Below are 17,500 nucleotides of genomic sequence, written 5' to 3'. Positions count from 1 at the left end.
CACATTCTGATCCGTTACGAGTAGTACCTTTGTAAGGGAAAGTTGCCCTTCTCCTAAAATTCGAAGTGCGCCGGTGAACGCTTCTCCTTGGTATCTTTCCTTAACTATAGCAGCTGCAAGAGAATGCACCCCGGATTCTTCGTAAGCCCAAATTCCCCTTACCGCAGGCATTACCACGGGAAATAAAGGAGATAAAAGATCCTGGAGATACTCTGCAATCCAATGATCTTCCTGAGGAGGACGGCCCACCACAGTCGCAGGCCAAATCGCATCCTTTCGATGATAGATTTTTTGAACCTGGACGACCGGATAATCGTGTTTTAACGCGTAATACCCGTAGTGATCTCCAAACGGCCCTTCCGGCTTTCGAATCTTGGGAGGGATCGTACCTTGAATTAGAAAATCCGCATCCGCTACGATTGGAAGAGAAGAAACATTCTTGTCTCTCTTGATTTTAAGCTTTTCGCCTAACAAAAGCGAAGCGAGAATCAGTTCGCTGATTTCCTCGGGTAAAGGAGCGACAGCGGCGATTGTCAAACCAGGAGGACCTCCCGTATAAATATGTACTGGAAGAGGCAAACCTGCCTTTTCCGCCTCGTAGTAATGATTTCCACCGCCTCTGTGGATTTGGATGTGCATCCCGGTTTCCATCGGTCCGTGAATCTGAATTCGGTACATTCCTAGATTTCCCTTTCCGGTTTTGGGACTTTCCGTATAAACCAAAGGAAGAGTAACGAAATTTCCTCCATCTTTCGGCCAGGACTTGATTGTAGGAAGTTCATGCAAAGAATCTAATGTATTTTCAAGAATCGGAGCCGTGTTCACTTTTTTGAGCCCGACTCTCAATGCTTGAAAGGCAAGATTTCTCAAAGCCCAAATTTTAGTCGGAGTCGGGGGAATAATATGCTGGATCGTATGTGCGATTTTTTGTACAAACTTGATCGGGTCCTCTCCGAACGCAATCTTCATTCTTTTTTCGGAACCGTAGAGGTTAGTTGCGACGCTAAAGCGGGAGCCTTTTACGTTTTTAAAAAGAATTGCCGGTCCTCTTTTAGAAACGACCCTTCTTTGAATTTCAGCTAATTCTAATACTGGATTTACTTCCTCTTCTATGACGAGAAGTTCCTTTTGCTTTTGTAATTCCTTTACGAATTCCGCTGTGGATCGAAGTTTCATAAATTTTCCACCGGAAGCTCCGGTTGTTTTTTGTTTTTATTTCTAAGCCTGATCAATTTTCCGGATATAGAAGATGGGAATTCTTCCTTGAGATCCGATTCGTTTACCCATTTAAATTGGATATCCTTTCTCTTTTGAAGACTTTTTTCGATTCGAACAACGTTCTTTTCATCAAGTTCGCTGAACTTCAATCGAATCCGATGATTCGTGATGGAATGCCTTGATCTCAGAGAATTCTGTATCACTCCGGAATCGGCGAATAATTCTTCCACCCACTCATCCTTTTCATAAGGATGTTCCCCCTCCAATCGAAACGGCAAGGAATAGATTGTCTTGAAAAATCTTCGAGTTGTGTATTTCACCAAAAGAATACGACCGGATGATTTCAAAAAAAGAAAGTTGAGGTCTAAATCCACCCAATTTTCCACTGATTTAGTTGCCGGAACTTCCTTTTCTTTTCCGGCTCCTTTTGCTTCACAATGATTTTCGAATGGACACGCGGAACAATTTGGAACTGGAATACAAACAAGCGCACCCAATTCCATCATCGCTTCGTTATGATTTCCAGGGTCGTCAGGTGTTAAAAATTTTTGAGCTAGGTCTGCAAGAACCTGATTAGTCGAATTTAAATTAGGATCTGATTCGATCAGAAACAATCTCGATAATACGCGTTTCACATTCCCGTCCAAAACGGCATAAGGTTTCCCATAAGCGATTGACAAAACAGCGGAGGCTGTATAACTCCCCACTCCGGGAATCGAAAGAGCCTCTTCATAATCTTCGGGAAAACGACCTTCATATTTTTCAACGAGAAGCTCCGCTCCCTTTTTTAAATTTCGAGCTCGCGAATAATAACCGAGTCCTTTCCAGTATTTCATCACCTCTTCTTCTGATGCATCTTGCAGAGCTTTCGGATCCGGAAATCTTTTTAAGAATGTTTCGTAAATTGGAAGCATCGCGGCGACCCGAGTCTGCTGAAGCATGATCTCGCTCACCCAAATTCGATAGGCATTTTTGTTGATTCGAAAAGGAAGCTTTCTTTTGTTTTTTTGAAACCAAGAAAGCAAATTTTCTCTGAGTTCGATCAGAAGTTTTGGATTTATTTTAAATTTCACTGTCGTAAGGGAAATGAATTTCTTTACATGGAATGATACGCTGAACGAAGGTAAATCTTGTTTTCATCTTCTTTACTGAAATAAATAAGATTTCACTAAGAACCCGTCTCAAAACCTAAGGAAAAATATCTCTAAACGATCCGGTAAATTTTTAAAAAACGTGGGAGTTCCCACAAAAACCTTCATATTGAAGGTTTTCTCCCATCGTTTAAGATTGTAATAGCTCCTACATTCCTAACGTTTTAAGACGGGTTCTAGGCGTTGATTCGAAAATAAACGACATCTCCGTCTTGTACTACGTATTCTTTTCCTTCAATTCGAAGTTTGCCTTCTTCCTTTACTTTTGCTTGAGTTCCGGCCCTGTCTAAGTCTTCATAGCTCATAACCTCGGCCCGGATGAATCCCTTTTCAAAATCGGAATGAATCACAGAAGCCGCTTTAGGTCCGGTACTGTTCCATGAAGTCGTCCAGGCTCTCACTTCCATTTCCCCGGCCGTAAAAAACGTGATCAAACCAAGAAGTTTATATGCGGTTTTAATCATACGATCTAGACCACTTTCAGTTTCTCCGATCTCTTTTAAAAAGTCGAGTTGTTCGTTACGATTCAAACCGGAAATCTCTTCTTCGAAACGACCGCATAGGATCACGAGTTCGGCGTTTTCTTCCTTTGCCATCTGTTTGATTTGAGTAAGCAAAGGAGTATCTTTTTTTGCAGCGTCTTTGTCCGCGATGTTTGCCACATACATAACCGGTTTTAAAGTAATCAATTGAAAGTTTTTTGCGATCTTTTTTTCCTCGTCTTTTAGTGAGGCGAGTCTGGCAGGTTTCCCTGCCTTTAAAAGGGTTAAAATTTTTTCGAGAACGGAAGTCTGCTCCTGTGCTTCTTTGTTTCCATTCTTAGCATTTTTTGAAATTCTTTGAAATTGTTTGTCTGCACTGTCTAAATCCGCGAAAATCAATTCCATGTTTACAACTGCCGCGTCGTCCACAGGATTTATTTTCCCATGAACGTGGGTAACGTTTTCATCTTCGAAGGCACGCACAACGTGACAAATCGCATCCACTTCTCGGATATGGGAAAGAAATTTATTACCAAGACCTTCTCCTTGGCTAGCACCTTTGACAAGACCGGCGATGTCCACGAATTCTATGATAGCGGGAACTACCTTTTGAGGTTTTGCGATTTCCGCGAGTCGCTCTAGTCTTAAATCTGGAACTTCCACAATTCCTTTGTTAGGTTCGATGGTACAAAACGGATAATTTTCCATCTGTGCACCCGCTTTTGTAAGGGCGTTAAAAATGGTAGATTTACCTACATTGGGAAGGCCGACAATACCGCAATTCAGACTCATGAAGTCCAGATTTTCCGAGACAGGTCGAAGCGAAAAGTAAAATCACTCCAGTTCCCAGGATTTACCGGAACCGTCGCTACTACTGTTGAGAGAAAAACTTTCTTGTCGGAGACGAATCAACCGATTTCCCCGAAAGAAAAAATGTAAGACAGAAACCCCATTCGGAATCCGAGAAGACGCACAACCGGTATCATAAATCCCATCATTGAATCTTAAGTCCTGCGGAAAATTCAAGAGCCGAATCAGAGTTCTGTCTTTCGTTTTTTCGGAAAATGAATCTTGTACGATTTTATCTCCGAGTAGGAAAAAAATTTTATCCGATTCCCAAGGAAACTCCATCGAATTGACATTCGTAGAAAACCAAAACTTTAAAGTGTCAAAACTCAATTCGAAAGAATCGTTTCCGATTTTACTGTTTGTTGCAGATTGTGTTGGTGTAGGGATCGTTTGCGTTTGAGTAGAAACGCTTTCGGATGTTGATTGTGAAATCGAGGATTCTACTTTTTTCTCAGAATTGTGAATCTTAGAATTGAATTGCCTTTTTTTCTTAGAATATTTTTCGGCGGAGTTCGTTTGTTTTTCCTTGCTTTTTTTGTTTTTTACAGGTTTTCCGATTTTGGATTTTTGATTCGTATTTTTTTTAGTTTTTATAATTTCCTTTTTTTCTGCGAGAAAGCCAATCCAAGGTACAACTTCACTTCCGGATAGAGGCAGATTTTCTACATCTTTCGGAAAGATATATAGATCGTATCCATTTTCTCCGGCAAGTTTTAATTGCTCCGCAGCGGCTTCGGAGGAAAATGAACCGTAACCGACTAAATATGCGGTCCCATTTTCCTGGATCCGTTTATTTTTAAGCCTTTTAAAAAATAAAGAAGTGGATCTGTAAAACCTGGGTTTATCTTCCTTGGCGGAAGGTTTACAAACGAGTACGACACTGATCGGACGGTCTTTAAGTCCGCCGGTTTCTGAAAATATATTCGAAAAACAGAATATATCAAACGTTAGAACGACGGCAAGAACACCTCTGAAAACCATTCGAAACATCTTAAATATCAGCTAATCCTACGGACTTTAATAGAGCTTTTTCGAACTTTAGATAATTCTTTTCCTCCTTTTCTTGAAAGAAAGCGTAACGTGTTCTGTATTCGGGATCCTCCGTTATCAATGTCGCTTGCATTTCCGCGAGATGAAATTCCTCCTCTTTAAGAACCGCTTTTAAATTTACAGGAATTTGGTTCTCTTTCAAAATCCGATCGTATTCTTTATAGAGAAAATCCGCTCTTTCCTCGATGAGATGAGTTACGTAAAGATAGGAAAGGAAAGATTGCTTTTTGTCTTGAATTCCGGAAACGTTCAGATTTTTCAAAACCATTCCGTCCAGTCTCTGAAAGTATAAAAATGCCGAAAAACCGCAGTGCAAATTTCCGGCTTGATAATCCGGGCAAGAACCGGGAGAAATTCGTTCGCTCATCCGTTTGAAAAAATGTGCGTGTCTTGCCTCCTCTGACGCGTGTCTAAGAATCATCTCTCCCGTTCCGATTCCACTCTGTGTAGCAAGAATTTTCCTGGAACCGATATGTTCCAAAAAGGAAATCGTATTTAGCCACCTAGAATGTTGTTTCGGTTCTTGGATGATTTTTTGGAGAAAAGAACGAATCGGCTCTGTGGATACGAAACTTTTTGTCGAGACTACGATCATAAACGTATCCTTTTTAAGAAGGCGGAAAAAATCATCGCTTTTTAAACTTTCTCTTGGATTTTATGTAGGAAAAGAACCTTGGAATTTTAAAATCTTATCCCTCATGAACACATCACTAACCTCCCTGAAGCAATATGGAAGTCTCATCAAATTTTCTCATACACTGTTTGCTCTCCCTTTTGCGGGAATCGCATTTATTCTTGCGTTCTTAAAGACACACGGAAAGTCCGTTTTGGATTGGACGATTCTTTCGATTCTTATTTTGTTTTCGATGATCTTTGCAAGATCTGCGGCGATGGGTTTCAATCGAATCGTGGACACGGGCATCGACGCACAAAACGAGCGCACCAAAAAACGAGAAATTCCGGCGGGAAAAATTTCAAAACGTTCCGCGGTATTGTTCGTCGTTTTATCTTCTTTAGGATTTTTTATTGCGAGCTGGTTCATCAATCCTATGACTTGGCGACTTTCTTTTCCAACTCTTATGATTCTTTTGGGATATTCTTTCTCAAAAAGATTTACTTGGCTCTGCCATTTCATTTTAGGCTTTTCGATTGGTCTGGCGCCTCTTGCAACTTGGGTCGCGATACGAGAAGAAATCGTCTTGGAACCGATTTTGTGGACAATTGGACTTGCTTTCAATCTTGCGGGATTTGATATTCTTTACGCTCTTCAAGATCAGGATTTCGATCGAAAGGAAGGTCTTTATTCGATTCCTGCAAAATTCGGAAGAAAAAATTCTCTTTCAATCGCAATTGTAAGTCACGTTTTTTGCATCTGCTTTTTATTTGCGGCGGGAATCGTTTCGAATCTGGGGCCGATCTTTTTAATTTTTTTGACGGTTACAGGATATCTCCTATTTCAAGAACATAAAATCGCGAGGGCTTGCGGAGAAGATCTTTTTCCTGCAAAATTTTATCGGTTTCATTCTTACATATCCTTGATTCTTTTCACGGGATTATTATCGGATCGGATTTTTTATCTTGCGATTCTTGGCGACAACGCGTATTTAAGATGAGGCTTGTTTTAGGAATGGCAGGAGCAAGCGGTTCCATCTACGCTGAAAGATTTATCAAAGCCCTTTTTACGATCAAAGGGACTACGTTTTTCATCTGCAGTCCGGCTTCTCTTAGAGTGTTTCGAGAAGAAATGGAATGTAAAGTCTCCTCACCGAAAGAACTCCTAGACTTTATAATTTCGAAATATAAGATTCAGAATACTTCTCACGCGTTTGAAATCCGCAATTTTGCTGACATCGGAGCGGATATCGGTTCGGGTTCCAATTCTTGGAAAGGGATGGTGGTTCTTCCTTGTTCCATGAAGACGATCGCTTCGATTAACGCAGGTATGACAGAGAATCTTATCGAAAGAGCGGCTGATGTTACTTTGAAAGAAAGAAGAACTCTTTTACTCGTTCCCAGAGAAACGCCTTACAATCGGATTCATTTGAAAAATATGCTGGAACTTCATGATGCAGGCGCAATCATTCTTCCCGCTTCTCCCGGATTTTATCAGATGCCTAAAACACTGGAGGATTTGGGCGATTTCATCAGCGAAAGAATTTTTAGGCTTTTAGGCATGGAACTGGATCTATATCCACGATGGACTCCTCGTGATAACGACCTTTGAATTGGGAAATAATTCTTATTAAGCGAAGTATTCTATGTCGTGGATCTTTTTCTTGAGAGTAGATGCATCTTCGTAGTTCTCTTTCGAGATCGCGTTGAACTTCTGAAGATAAAGTCCGATCAATTCTTCCCCAGTTTGTCCGGGTAAAGAAAGAGCCTTTTTGAAATTGTCCAAGTCGAATTCCGGATGTTTGGTGGAGAAATTTTCCACGAGTTGATCCATTTTGATCAAGGATGCTTCTCTTGCAATTCCGGTAGATCTCCTGATTTTCAGAGAAAGATTTGCAAGTGCATCCAGATATTCTCTAACACCGCTTTCTTCTTCCGGAAAATCGACCAATCCTCCGCCTACTTCCCGATTTTTACAAATTTCAACATATTTGATCACAACACTGTTGAACTGATCCATTCTTTCCTGAATATAATCATTGGAAGCTTCTTTGGAAGTAGGCATCTCGAAGTCTCGGATCTTAATCACATCGTATTTCTCTATATTTTCTGAGATGACTTTTTTTAGTTCTTCATAACTTTCCAACGACACAGGTGGGAATGTCACGACGGGAAAATTTTCTCCGATTTTTAAAAAACTCACTACTACGTTAGACGCTATGATCTTTCCTCCGGGGCTGAGAGGGTTTTCGCCGAATACGTTGCAATATACGATTAAATTACCTGTAGGTTTTTTTTCCGATCCTTTTTCAAACTTCAAGGTTCACCTCCCATATCTATGTACAACAGACTCCAAAGCTCGTATTATTCCCACTTTTTTATTTCCTCGTTTAAGTTATCAAATATAGTTTTGTAAGCTTGATACACAGGACTCTTTTTATCCTTGAGTACAACGGGACTACCGCTTTCTCCGGCGTTCATAATGTCCATCGTAAGAGGAATGCCACCAAGAAAACTTGTTTCGGATGAATCGGCTAATTTCCGCCCTCCACCTTTGCTAAATATGGCAGAAACGTGTCCGCACTTGGGGCAGATGAACTCACTCATATTTTCAACAACTCCAAGTATCGGAACTTTCACTTGAGAGAACATTGCAGAAGCTCGAGTCGCATCCAAAAGTGCGACCGATTGAGGTGTGGTTACAATCAAGGCTCCGTCCAAATCAATCAACTGAGCGAGTGAAAGTTGAACGTCTCCGGTTCCTGGAGGAAGATCAATAAAAAGATAATCAAGTTCATCCCATACAATGTCATAGAGAAATTGTTCCACTGCTTTTCCAAGCATCGGTCCTCTCCAGACAACTGGCTGTTTTTCATCGATTAAAAAAGAGAACGAAATGAGTTTGATGCCGTCTTTTATCAGAGGATAAATTTTATCTTCTTCGGCTTTCAACGCGACTCTTCCGTTGACTCCAAACATTTTTCCGATGGAGGGTCCGTAAATGTCCGCGTCTAAAATCCCAACCTTGTATCCAAGCGAAACTGCAATTGCTGCAAGGTTCACTGTAACGGTCGACTTGCCGACTCCGCCTTTTCCGGAACCGATTGCAATTACATTCAGAACACCCGGAATTTTATTGGAATCATCGAGAACAAGTTTAGGATCCACTTCGAATTTAATCTTCACTTTTCCGATTCCTTCCAGTTTGGTGAGAATCTGGCGGATTTGCGCTTCCAGGCCGATCTGAACCCTTCTATCTTGGTTCGGGGTTTTGAGGAGAATATTCGTTTCTCCTTCTTGAATATCAAGAGAGCCGATCATACCGAGAGAGACGATATCCTTTTTGAGTTCCGGGTGTTTGATCTTGGTCAATTCTCTTTGAATTTTAGCCGCTTCAATCGTTGCCATTTTATTCCTTTTCTGAATAGGAAACCAGGGGGGCTTCCGTAAACTTAGACTTTTCTAAATTGTAAGTATATCTTTGAATTTCTACATTCTGCTTTTGAATTTCCAACAGATGAAATCCGCTCTCATGTGTTGTATCGGAAAGACGTGTACTCGAGGCAGAATTCACAACGTAATAAGGCAATTCATCTCCTGGAAATTTTACCCAGTTCGTGTGGACGTGACCGTGTAGATAAACAAGCGGGGGTTGTTCTTTTAATAAGGAAGCGATCTCTTCCCGATTTAATAATTTATGATGTATGGTTTCTTGTTTATTTGTCGGATTCCAAATCGGATGATGACATACGAGAACGTAATTTCGAATTTTCCTTTCTGAAAGCGTTTTCTTCGTTTGTATGACTACTTCCGGCCGTATTCTTCCATAAGCATTTAGAATCGAAAGGGGAATATTAGAATCCCAACCTACAAAGTGAAGGTCTTGGATCTTTTTGATTCGAATATAGTGCGCATTATGGGAAATCGATTCTCCCGAAAGTTTGGAGAAATACTTTTCGTAAAAAGCGTTTTCCCCCACGGACTGTTTCACGTAACGGTCGTGATTTCCCGGAATATAAAAAACCTTTTCTTGAGGAAGTTCGCTTAACATTTTTAAGGCCGCTTTGAATTCCTCTTCGTGGGATACGTTGGTAATATCTCCTGATACGACGATCGCATCTGGATTCGTTTCACGAATGAAATTTAAAATCGAGTCCCAAATATTCTTAGGATATTTTTTCCTTCTTCTAAGATTATAATTTAAGTATCCCACAAACATCTTTCCCTTGAGTTGAAAGAATGGAACCGAAGTCGGAAAGTGTAAGTCTGAAAGATGAAGGATTTTCATTCGAAAAGTTCTAAGATTCCCAACACTTCGGCTTTTTGGACAATTGATCCTTTCTCTTTTATGATTTGTGTTAGTCTGCCTTTCACAGGAGACTCCATAGGGAAACATGCCTTGTCGGTAACAAGTTCTAAAATTTCCTGACCTGGTTCCACTGAGTCTCCTAACTTCACATTCCAGTGGACGAGTTCGATCTTATCTGTATCTCCAAGGTCGGGTGTGACCAATTCAAAAATGTTAGATTTTAATTCCATGATTTAAAACAAACTTGCGTAAAAGGCTTTATGCATCAATGATACCTAAAAAACTCGGTGGGAATATATGGCAAACCAGAAAACAGCGCTCAAAGGTAGCGAGATTCTGAAAAATATCGAAACTCTTAAAAAGAAAAAATTCTTTCACCTTGAACTCAAAGGGTTAACAAAGCCCACTCGTGACATCTTATCCGAACTCGTGAACGGAATCTTAGCCGAAATCGGAGCAAACCCTTTAGCCGGCTTTCACCTTTTCAGCGGGCTTATGGAAGCATTACTCAATGCAATCAAAGCGAATATTCGTCATATAATTTTCCGAGACGAACTTCTTAAAAAATTAGAGCAGGGAGAGTCCAATCCCCAAGACGCGGAAGAACTTCTGAAAATCATTATGGAGACTTCCCTGCTTCGAGATGCTATGCATCGTTACATCGTTCCTGAGAAAGTAAAGAAGCAGGTGCAAAACGTCCTCTTTCTGGAAGACAAAATTCGTACTAAAAAGAAGACTTTAACGGAAAACGAGAAAGCTTTTTTAACCGATGTTCGGGCAAAAATCAAAAAATACAATATGAACATTTCGTTAAAAATTCGTGTTACTTCCGAAGAATTGAGTTTTCGAATTCGTAACGATTCCCCCATTCATCATTTGGATTTTCAAAGAATTCAAGAATCCAGACTCAAGCACAAAGAGCTCTTTGACCGCGGTAACTCTGCGGATTTCTTTCGTCCCGAATTTTTAAACGAAAAAGAAAGCGCAGGTTTCGGAATTGCAATGATTGATGAAGGTTTTTATTCCATCGGTCTTAATCCACTCGATTTGCTTACAATCACTTCCGGTGCAAGAACAACAACCGTTTATATGAAATATCCAATCACCGGTCTGAAAATGGATTTCTAGTCAAACTTTTTCGACTCCCTATTTGTTCTGAAACTTTAATATATTATGGAATACCAATTGTAAATCCCTAAAACTACTTCTATGTTATGATGATATATTTCACTTAGAGCCAGCCGATCTAAAAAAATTGGCAAGTTTTTAAAAAAACCGAGGAGTTCCTACAAATTATGCCTCTTTTGGCTATTTGTAGTTTTTACCATGACTTGAATTTGTAAGAGTTCCTACAGCTCGTGAGTGTTAGGTTTTAAGACCGGTTCTTCATAATAAAATTAAAATTTTTACTTTGGATCGATTCGATAGATTTTTCCACTCCCAAAATCGCTTAAATATACTTTTCCGGTTGAATCTTTTCCAAAGGAAGAAATAAGTAACGGCCATTTTCCAAGTGTATAAACTTTTTTTGCAGGTTGGCCCAATTGTTCTGGAAGTTCCAATGCCCAAATTCTACCTGAAACAAAGTCTGCAAAAATGTATTTTCCATTCAAATCTGAAATTTCTGAATTCGAATATACATAGCCACCTGTGATCGATTGTCCTTCTTCACGACCGTACTCGTAAATCGGGTCGGTTAGACCCTCTGTTCTGCAATTCTGCTTCGGATCGAAACAATGATTCGCTTCTCTAATGTTCCATCCGTAATTTTTCCCACGCTCTACTATATTGATTTCTTCCCAAAGATCTTGCCCGACATCCGCAAGGATCAATCTTCCTTTTGGGTCAAAACTGTACCTCCAAGGGTTTCGAAAACCGTATGCGAATGTCTCTGGAACACAGCAGGAATCTTTTACAAAAGGATTATCCTGAGGAACCTTATAACCCTTTCCATTTTCCGTTGAGTTTACATCTATACGGAGCATACTTCCTAAAAACGTTTTAGGATTTTGTCCATTTTTCTTTGGGTCGCCCATCCAACCTCCGTCTCCCCAACCTACGTAGAGATACTGATCCGGACCAAACGCAAGTTGTCCCGCGTTGTGATTCGGGTAAGGTTGAATCACTTCCATAATAATCCGTTCGGAAGTAATTTTAGAATGCGCTAAATCTTTTGGGGAAGACGCGACCCATTCGCTGACTCGACTCGTATCTTTTCCGTTTACTTTTAGGACGTAATTAAGATAGAATTTCCCATTCTTTGCAAAATCGGGATGAAACGCAAGGCCAAGCAAACCTTGCTCCGATTCAGAAAGAACATTCAAAATCAATAATGTTCCGGTTTCATTTTTGCGAACCTTACCCCAACGAAGTCTCCCCTTTTGTTCGGTAACCAAAAAAAATTCCGTTTCTCCCGGCGGAAACTGTATATCCGTAGGTTGCCTGAAACCCGCAGATATTTCTTTGAGAGAAATAGAAATTTTTTCCTTAGTCTCGTCTTTTCCGGAATAAATGGGATGAAGAAAATTCGCATTTCCTTCCGCCTTATACTTGTCAGACGCTCCTAAAATTTCCACGAGAATATTTTGAATCTGCTCGCAACCGTTCGTCAAAAACAGGGCACCCGAAACAAGAATATAAATGGAAATTTTTCGAACCCACTGGAAAACGTTCTTAGATCTCAAAAAGCTTAAAATCAATTTTGAAAACGGATTCTGAAAGATATTTGATTTTATTTTAATGAAACAGAACGAGCCGAATTCGATTGTACAAAACATAGCGTCACAGAATTCTATTTCTCGAAGACGAGTCAAATCAAATTGGAAACTTTTTACGTGAACGGCGAAGAAATCAAAATCTAAAAGAAACGATTTGGAGCTTGTTCAAAAACCTGAAAAGAAATCAGTTACAAGCTCGCATCTAATCCTCGTTTCTCAAGCCCAGAAGGGGATGTCATTTTGTCTATAGTTGTTACTCCCGTTGGAGTTCCTACATTCTAAGGTTTTGGAACAAGTTCTTGATAAGAATTCAGATTCTCAATTTGAAAAAATAGAAAGAACCGTTAAATGTTTTTTTAGAGAATATACTGACTGAGATCCTTATCTTGAATCACACCTTGCAAACGATCCATAACATACTTTCCGTCGATTTTTATATTCTTTTGATTTTCCGGAAGATCGGGGCCTTCAAAACTTACTTCCTCAAGAAGGCGTTCTAAAATCGTGTTGAGTCTTCTGGCTCCGATATTCTCGTGTTTCTCGTTCATATCGTATGCAATTCTTGCGATTTCCTGAATTCCGTCCGAAGAAAACTCCAACTGAATTCCGTCCGTAAAAAGCAAAGCCTCGTATTGTCTGGTGAGAGAAGAGCGAGGGGCCGTCAGGATTTTTTCAAAATCCTCCCTTGAAAGTTTTTCAAGTTCTACGCGGATCGGAAATCTTCCCTGAAGTTCCGGAATGAGGTCGGAAGGTTTCGTCATGTGAAACGCACCCGCGGCTATAAAAAGAATATGATCGGTTTTTACGGGACCGATTTTTGTGTTCACTGTCGCTCCTTCCACGATCGGAAGAAGGTCTCTTTGAACCCCTTCTCTGGAAACGTCTGCTCCGTTTTTTCCTTCTCTTCCCGCTATCTTATCGATCTCATCCAGAAATATGATTCCCATTTCCTCAACTCTTCGTAGAGCTTCTCTTTGTACCTTATCCGGATCCAAAAGTTTATCCGCTTCGAATTCTTCTAATGTCTTAATGGCTTCTGGAATTTTGAGTTTACGTTTTTTATTTTTTTTGGGAAGCAAATCTCCCAAAACATTCTGAAGTTGATTGTCTAAATCGTCCAAATTTCCCGCTCCAAAAACCTGAAGCATCGGAATCTGAGACACGCTTGGGTTTGGAAGATCCAATTCTACTTCCTGATCGTCTAGTTTTCCCGTTTTTAATTTTTTTCTCATAAATTCTCTAGTTTCGAAAAAATGAGTTTTTCTTTCTTCTTCGTCCGTAGAAGAAGTCTTAAAATCGGCGGCTTGCCCGGGATTATATTTATTCTCAACAGGAAATGGAAGAAGAATATCAAGCAAAGCTTCTTCCGCCTTTTGTTTTGCGGTTTCTTCTACCTTGGTTCTAAATTCCTGTTTTACAAGATTCATCGAAATGACTGCGAGATCCCGAATCATGGATTCAACATCTCTTCCGACATAACCGACTTCGGTGTATTTTGTGGCTTCTACTTTTAAAAATGGAGCTCCGCAGAGTTTAGAGAGTCTTCTAGCAATTTCCGTTTTACCGACTCCGGTAGGTCCGATCATAATAATATTCTTCGGATAAATTTCTTCTCTCATTTCAAGATCCAGTTTTTTGCGTCTGGTTCTATTTCTAAGAGCGATTGCAACTGCCTTTTTCGCATTTTTTTGGCCGATGATATGTTCGTCCAATTTTGTGACGATTTGTCGAGGAGTTAGCTCTTCTTCGATCGGCAACATAAGGTCCTGGTCTTTGGAGTAGTCTGTCATATATTTTTATCTTTAAAGAATTTCTTCTAGGGTAATGTGATCGTTCGTATAAATACAAATGTTTGCTGCGATTTTCATGGATGATTCTACAATTTCTCTCGCGGACAAATCCGTATGATCGTAAAGAGCCTTAGCCGCTGCCAATGCATAGTTACCTCCGGAACCAATCGCGATTACTCCTTCGTCGGGTGAAATCACATCTCCGGTTCCCGAAATCAAAAAAGATTCCTCCTTATCCGCGACGATTAAAAGTGCCTCAAGTTTTCGAAGCATTCGATCCGTTCTCCATTCTCTTGCAAGTTCCACAGCGCTTCTGGAAAGACTTCCTCCAAATTCTTGAACCTTTTTTTCAAAAAGTTCAAAAAGAGTAAACGCATCCGCCGCCGAGCCTGCAAAACCGGAAAGAATTTTCCCGTCATAGAGTCTTCTGATCTTTTTTGCGGTGTTTTTCATGACAGTGTTTCCCATAGAAACCTGACCGTCGCCACCGATGGCGACTTTTCCGCTTTTACGTACACAAAGAATAGTTGTGGAACGAATTTTATTTTCTGGCATGAGGATGAGCCTTTCTATAAACTTCTTTGATTTTTTCCTTACTTACACTCAAATAAATCTGAGTTGTGGAAAGAGAAGAATGTCCGAGTAATTCCTGTACCGCTCTGATATCCGCCCCCGCGTCTAGTAGATCGGTCGCAAAGGTATGTCTGAACTTATGGGGGGTGATCTTCTTTTCCCAACCCATTTTTTTTCTTCTCTCATTCAAAATATAACGCACGCCTCGAGTCGTCAGTTTCTTTCCTTTTTGATTCAGAAAAATTTCTTTCACATCCGGAAAAGAAACGTTTCTATATTCCAAATATCGCCGTAAAGAATCGACGGCTTCCTTACCAAAATACACAAATCTTTCCTTTTGCCCTTTCCCGAGAACTTTAAGAACTGTTAGATCCTTGGAAAGGGAACCTAGTTTTGCATTTACAAGCTCGAATACCCGAAGACCGGAAGAGTATAAAACTTCGATCATAGCCTTGTCCCTAATTTCTAAAATCTCGGAAGTCCTTTCCGCTTCGAATTCTAGGATCTCTTCGGTTTCATTGATTCTGAAATTTTTAGGGACTTCTTTCCTGACTTTCGGAAAACTGATCTGCGTAGCCGGATTGGACTCGATCTGATCGTCTCGGAGGAGAACTTTATAAAAGGTTCTAAGAGAGGATAACTTCCTACTTTGGGATCTGCGGTCAAGATCCTGTTCTTTTGCAAGATAAGCGAAGTAAGACCGGATATCTACCGGTTCAACCTGAAGTATATCGAGTTGTTCTTTTTCGCAAAATTCGAAGAAGAATTTCAAATCGATACTATAAGCATTTATGGTATTCTGCGAATAGTTCTTTTCAATTTTTAAGTAGTTTATGAATTTTTCCGCAGTTTCATTGAGAAGCGAGGAAGGAAATTTAGGAAATTGGAAAGGATAATCACCCAACTGAATTCTCCATACAATACAATATGTCTTACTAAATATCGGAAGGTTTTTGAAATTCGTTTTTTCTTTCTCGAACCCAATCGTAGATTTTTTGCAAAGAGACTTGGACTAATTCCGGAATTTTTTCCTTTTCTTCAGGGAAAAAATTAGAGAGTACATAATCCGAAACTTCCGACGCTGTGGACGGTTTTCCGATACCGAACCTAAGTCGGAAGAATGTGTTTGTTCCGAGTTTTTCCACGATATTTCTCAAGCCGTTATGTCCAGCATGTCCTCCCCCACCTTTGAGTTTTAACTTTCCGAATTCAAAATCGATTTCATCGTGAATGACTAATATATTCTCCGGAGAAATCCCGTTTTTTTTTGCAATTTCGGCGACTGCTTTTCCGGAAAGATTCATGAATTCAAGAGGTTTTAAATAAAAGATCGTCACTCCTTCTTCGTCGGTTCTTGCAAGTGAATACTTGGAATTCGTCTGATAACTTGCAGAAGAAGAATTTAAAAGAGAATCTAAAATCACAAAACCGATGTTATGCCGATTATAGGCATATTTTGGGCCAGGGTTTCCAATGCCCACAAGTAAAAGTTTTAAGTTTGCCATGGTTGCAGGATCTGATTGAGCATTTTTTCAGTTGCGTGAACGGCCGCAATCGTTTGATCCGGATGAACCCCCATTGTTTTGAAAGTCTGATCTTCTTCCAAATCCAAAGACTTGTTCCAAGTGATCATAGTTTCTACGAGAGCATCCGTTTTTCCTCCGGGAGGAATTCGAACTTCGTAATCTATCAACTTAGGAATGCTGATTCCGAGGCGATTGGTAATTTTTGTGAGCGCATTCATAAATGCGTCGTAACCTCCGTCCCCTTCGGAAATTTCTTTATGAACCTTTCCTTGGTATTCCAATTCGATCTGAGCGTGAGGCCGAACTCCGATCCCGGAATGAATATTACAAGATTTGATTGTTAGAACCTTTTCTCCGGTCCTTCCGGATACGTCCGCGATGATAAACGGAAGGTCTTCAGGAGTCACGAGTTTATTCTGGTCTCCGAGTTCGATCACCCTCTCTAAAACTTTTTGAAGGACAATGTCGCTTAACACCATTCCCAGTTGTTTTACGTTTTCGGAGATGCTCGCTTTGCCAGCAAGCTTACCTAACGCGTAACTTCTTTTTCTACCGAACCGCTCCGGTAGAATCGGATTTGCGTACAAGTTTCCTTTTTTGTCTCCGTCTGCATGAACTCCCGCGGTTTGAGTAAACACGTCCTCTCCTACGATCGGTCTGTTTGCAGAGATCCTTTTTCCGCTGAATACTTCCACAAGGCGACTTGCTTCCGTAATGGCCAATTCATTTATGTTCGTCTTGGCCTGAGACTTATCATGGATTGTGGTGACAAGCGCCTCGAGTGGAGTATTACCCGCTCTTTCTCCGAGCCCGTTCATGGACGCGTGGAGACCTTTGACTCCTGCCCGGATTGCCTGAAGGCTGTTTGCCACGGAAAGGTCGTAGTCGTTGTGTCCATGAAATTCGAAATGGAGATTCGGATACCTTTGAACGAGACTGTCCACTCCTTGAAACGTTTCTTCGGGAGAAAGAACACCTAACGTATCGGGAAGAAAAATTCTTTCGATACGTTCCTTGCTTAGATGCTTCACAAGTGCTTCGACATAATCGGGACTGCTTCTAAATCCGTTGGACCAATCTTCGAGGTATACATTTATCTTAAGGCCATTTTTGATTGCGTATTCTATGACATTGGAAACGTCTGCAAAAAATTCTTTCGGAGTTTTGTTTAATTGTTTCTCGAGATGATGCAGAGAACCTTTTGTGAGGAGATTCAAAACCCT

The 17,500-nt window shown here is 40.4% G+C and carries 18 protein-coding genes (2 of these 18 cut by a window edge); 3 read left to right on the top strand and 15 right to left on the bottom strand.

The features are described from left to right. The 5 genes from CLV95_RS07655 to CLV95_RS07635 all read right to left on the bottom strand — a co-directional run. A protein-coding gene (locus CLV95_RS07655) for a UbiD family decarboxylase (protein ID WP_002735836.1) crosses the window boundary here: on the bottom strand, positions 1-1,176 show its 5' portion. Its footprint begins 582 nt before the window's first position; only the first 1,176 of its 1,758 coding nucleotides appear in the window; the start codon lies at positions 1,174-1,176; its stop codon lies off the left edge, out of view. Beyond that, complete coding sequence (mutY, locus tag CLV95_RS07650; RefSeq protein WP_002728413.1) at positions 1,173-2,291, bottom strand: A/G-specific adenine glycosylase; 1,119 nt, start codon at positions 2,289-2,291, stop codon at positions 1,173-1,175. Before mutY ends, CLV95_RS07655 begins: the two co-directional genes overlap by 4 nt. 254 nt (positions 2,292-2,545) lie before the next feature. Continuing rightward, a complete protein-coding gene (gene ychF, locus CLV95_RS07645) occupies positions 2,546-3,643 on the bottom strand; it encodes a redox-regulated ATPase YchF (protein WP_002728549.1) in 1,098 nt (365 codons plus the stop codon). 42 nt (positions 3,644-3,685) lie between these two features. Further along, entirely contained in the window at positions 3,686-4,690 is a 1,005-nt protein-coding gene (locus tag CLV95_RS07640; protein WP_002728543.1) for an LIC11612 family fibronectin-binding protein, read from the bottom strand. Between the two features lies 1 nt (position 4,691). Beyond that, on the bottom strand, positions 4,692-5,345 hold the full coding sequence (locus tag CLV95_RS07635; protein ID WP_002728540.1) for a hypothetical protein: 654 nt from the start codon (positions 5,343-5,345) through the stop codon (positions 4,692-4,694). Between the two features lie 103 nt (positions 5,346-5,448). Here CLV95_RS07635 and CLV95_RS07630 point away from each other — a divergent pair, with 103 nt between their 5' ends. Further along, positions 5,449-6,363: a 4-hydroxybenzoate octaprenyltransferase gene (locus tag CLV95_RS07630; protein ID WP_032850909.1), complete on the top strand. Its 915-nt coding sequence runs from the start codon at positions 5,449-5,451 to the stop codon at positions 6,361-6,363. After that, on the top strand, positions 6,360-6,974 hold the full coding sequence (locus CLV95_RS07625) for a UbiX family flavin prenyltransferase (protein WP_002735739.1): 615 nt from the start codon (positions 6,360-6,362) through the stop codon (positions 6,972-6,974). Before CLV95_RS07630 ends, CLV95_RS07625 begins: the two co-directional genes overlap by 4 nt. Positions 6,975-6,992: 18 nt before the next feature. On the opposite strand, the gene CLV95_RS07620 is transcribed toward CLV95_RS07625, so the two are convergent. From CLV95_RS07620 to CLV95_RS07605, 4 genes are read right to left on the bottom strand one after another with little or no spacing between them, the layout of a single operon-like run. Further along, positions 6,993-7,682, bottom strand: coding sequence for a hypothetical protein (locus CLV95_RS07620; protein WP_002728430.1), 690 nt, complete (start codon positions 7,680-7,682; stop codon positions 6,993-6,995). 44 nt (positions 7,683-7,726) lie between these two features. Next, positions 7,727-8,770 carry an Mrp/NBP35 family ATP-binding protein gene (locus CLV95_RS07615; RefSeq protein WP_002735743.1) on the bottom strand — a complete coding sequence of 348 codons (1,044 nt, stop codon included), beginning with the start codon at positions 8,768-8,770 and terminating at the stop codon, positions 7,727-7,729. Between the two features lies 1 nt (position 8,771). Then, positions 8,772-9,650, bottom strand: coding sequence for a metallophosphoesterase family protein (locus tag CLV95_RS07610; protein WP_002728508.1), 879 nt, complete (start codon positions 9,648-9,650; stop codon positions 8,772-8,774). Beyond that, on the bottom strand, positions 9,647-9,901 hold the full coding sequence (locus CLV95_RS07605; protein WP_002729955.1) for a lipoyl domain-containing protein: 255 nt from the start codon (positions 9,899-9,901) through the stop codon (positions 9,647-9,649). The genes CLV95_RS07610 and CLV95_RS07605 overlap by 4 nt, the downstream gene beginning before the upstream one ends. Before the next feature lie 67 nt (positions 9,902-9,968). Here CLV95_RS07605 and CLV95_RS07600 point away from each other — a divergent pair, with 67 nt between their 5' ends. Continuing rightward, positions 9,969-10,799, top strand: coding sequence for a hypothetical protein (locus tag CLV95_RS07600; RefSeq protein ID WP_002735822.1), 831 nt, complete (start codon positions 9,969-9,971; stop codon positions 10,797-10,799). 278 nt (positions 10,800-11,077) lie between these two features. On the opposite strand, the gene CLV95_RS07595 is transcribed toward CLV95_RS07600, so the two are convergent. From CLV95_RS07595 to cimA, 6 genes are all read right to left on the bottom strand, one after another. Continuing rightward, on the bottom strand, positions 11,078-12,448 hold the full coding sequence (locus tag CLV95_RS07595; protein ID WP_002735757.1) for a PQQ-dependent sugar dehydrogenase: 1,371 nt from the start codon (positions 12,446-12,448) through the stop codon (positions 11,078-11,080). Positions 12,449-12,744: 296 nt separating this feature from the next. Continuing rightward, a complete protein-coding gene (gene hslU / locus CLV95_RS07590) occupies positions 12,745-14,178 on the bottom strand; it encodes an ATP-dependent protease ATPase subunit HslU (protein ID WP_016758186.1) in 1,434 nt (477 codons plus the stop codon). A gap of 12 nt (positions 14,179-14,190) precedes the next feature. Continuing rightward, complete coding sequence (gene hslV, locus CLV95_RS07585; protein WP_002728504.1) at positions 14,191-14,733, bottom strand: ATP-dependent protease subunit HslV; 543 nt, start codon at positions 14,731-14,733, stop codon at positions 14,191-14,193. Next, the gene (gene xerC / locus CLV95_RS07580; protein WP_002728535.1) at positions 14,720-15,655 is read right to left on the bottom strand and encodes a tyrosine recombinase XerC; all 936 of its coding nucleotides are present in this window, start codon (positions 15,653-15,655) and stop codon (positions 14,720-14,722) included. The genes hslV and xerC overlap by 14 nt, the downstream gene beginning before the upstream one ends. Positions 15,656-15,686: 31 nt before the next feature. Then, a complete protein-coding gene (pth, locus tag CLV95_RS07575) occupies positions 15,687-16,256 on the bottom strand; it encodes an aminoacyl-tRNA hydrolase (RefSeq protein ID WP_002729953.1) in 570 nt (189 codons plus the stop codon). Then, positions 16,244-17,500 carry the 3' portion of a (R)-citramalate synthase CimA gene (gene cimA / locus CLV95_RS07570; RefSeq protein WP_002728541.1) on the bottom strand. Its footprint extends 294 nt past the window's final position, so the window shows 1,257 of its 1,551 coding nt (coding positions 295-1,551); the start codon falls outside the window, past its right edge; it ends in the stop codon at positions 16,244-16,246. Before cimA ends, pth begins: the two co-directional genes overlap by 13 nt.

Origin of the sequence: Leptospira borgpetersenii serovar Javanica (assembly GCF_003046425.1) — a bacterium.
GTDB classification, from domain to species: domain Bacteria; phylum Spirochaetota; class Leptospiria; order Leptospirales; family Leptospiraceae; genus Leptospira; species Leptospira borgpetersenii.
Note: the sequence above shows the minus strand (reverse complement) of the source record. Positions and strands in the feature narration are given on the sequence as shown.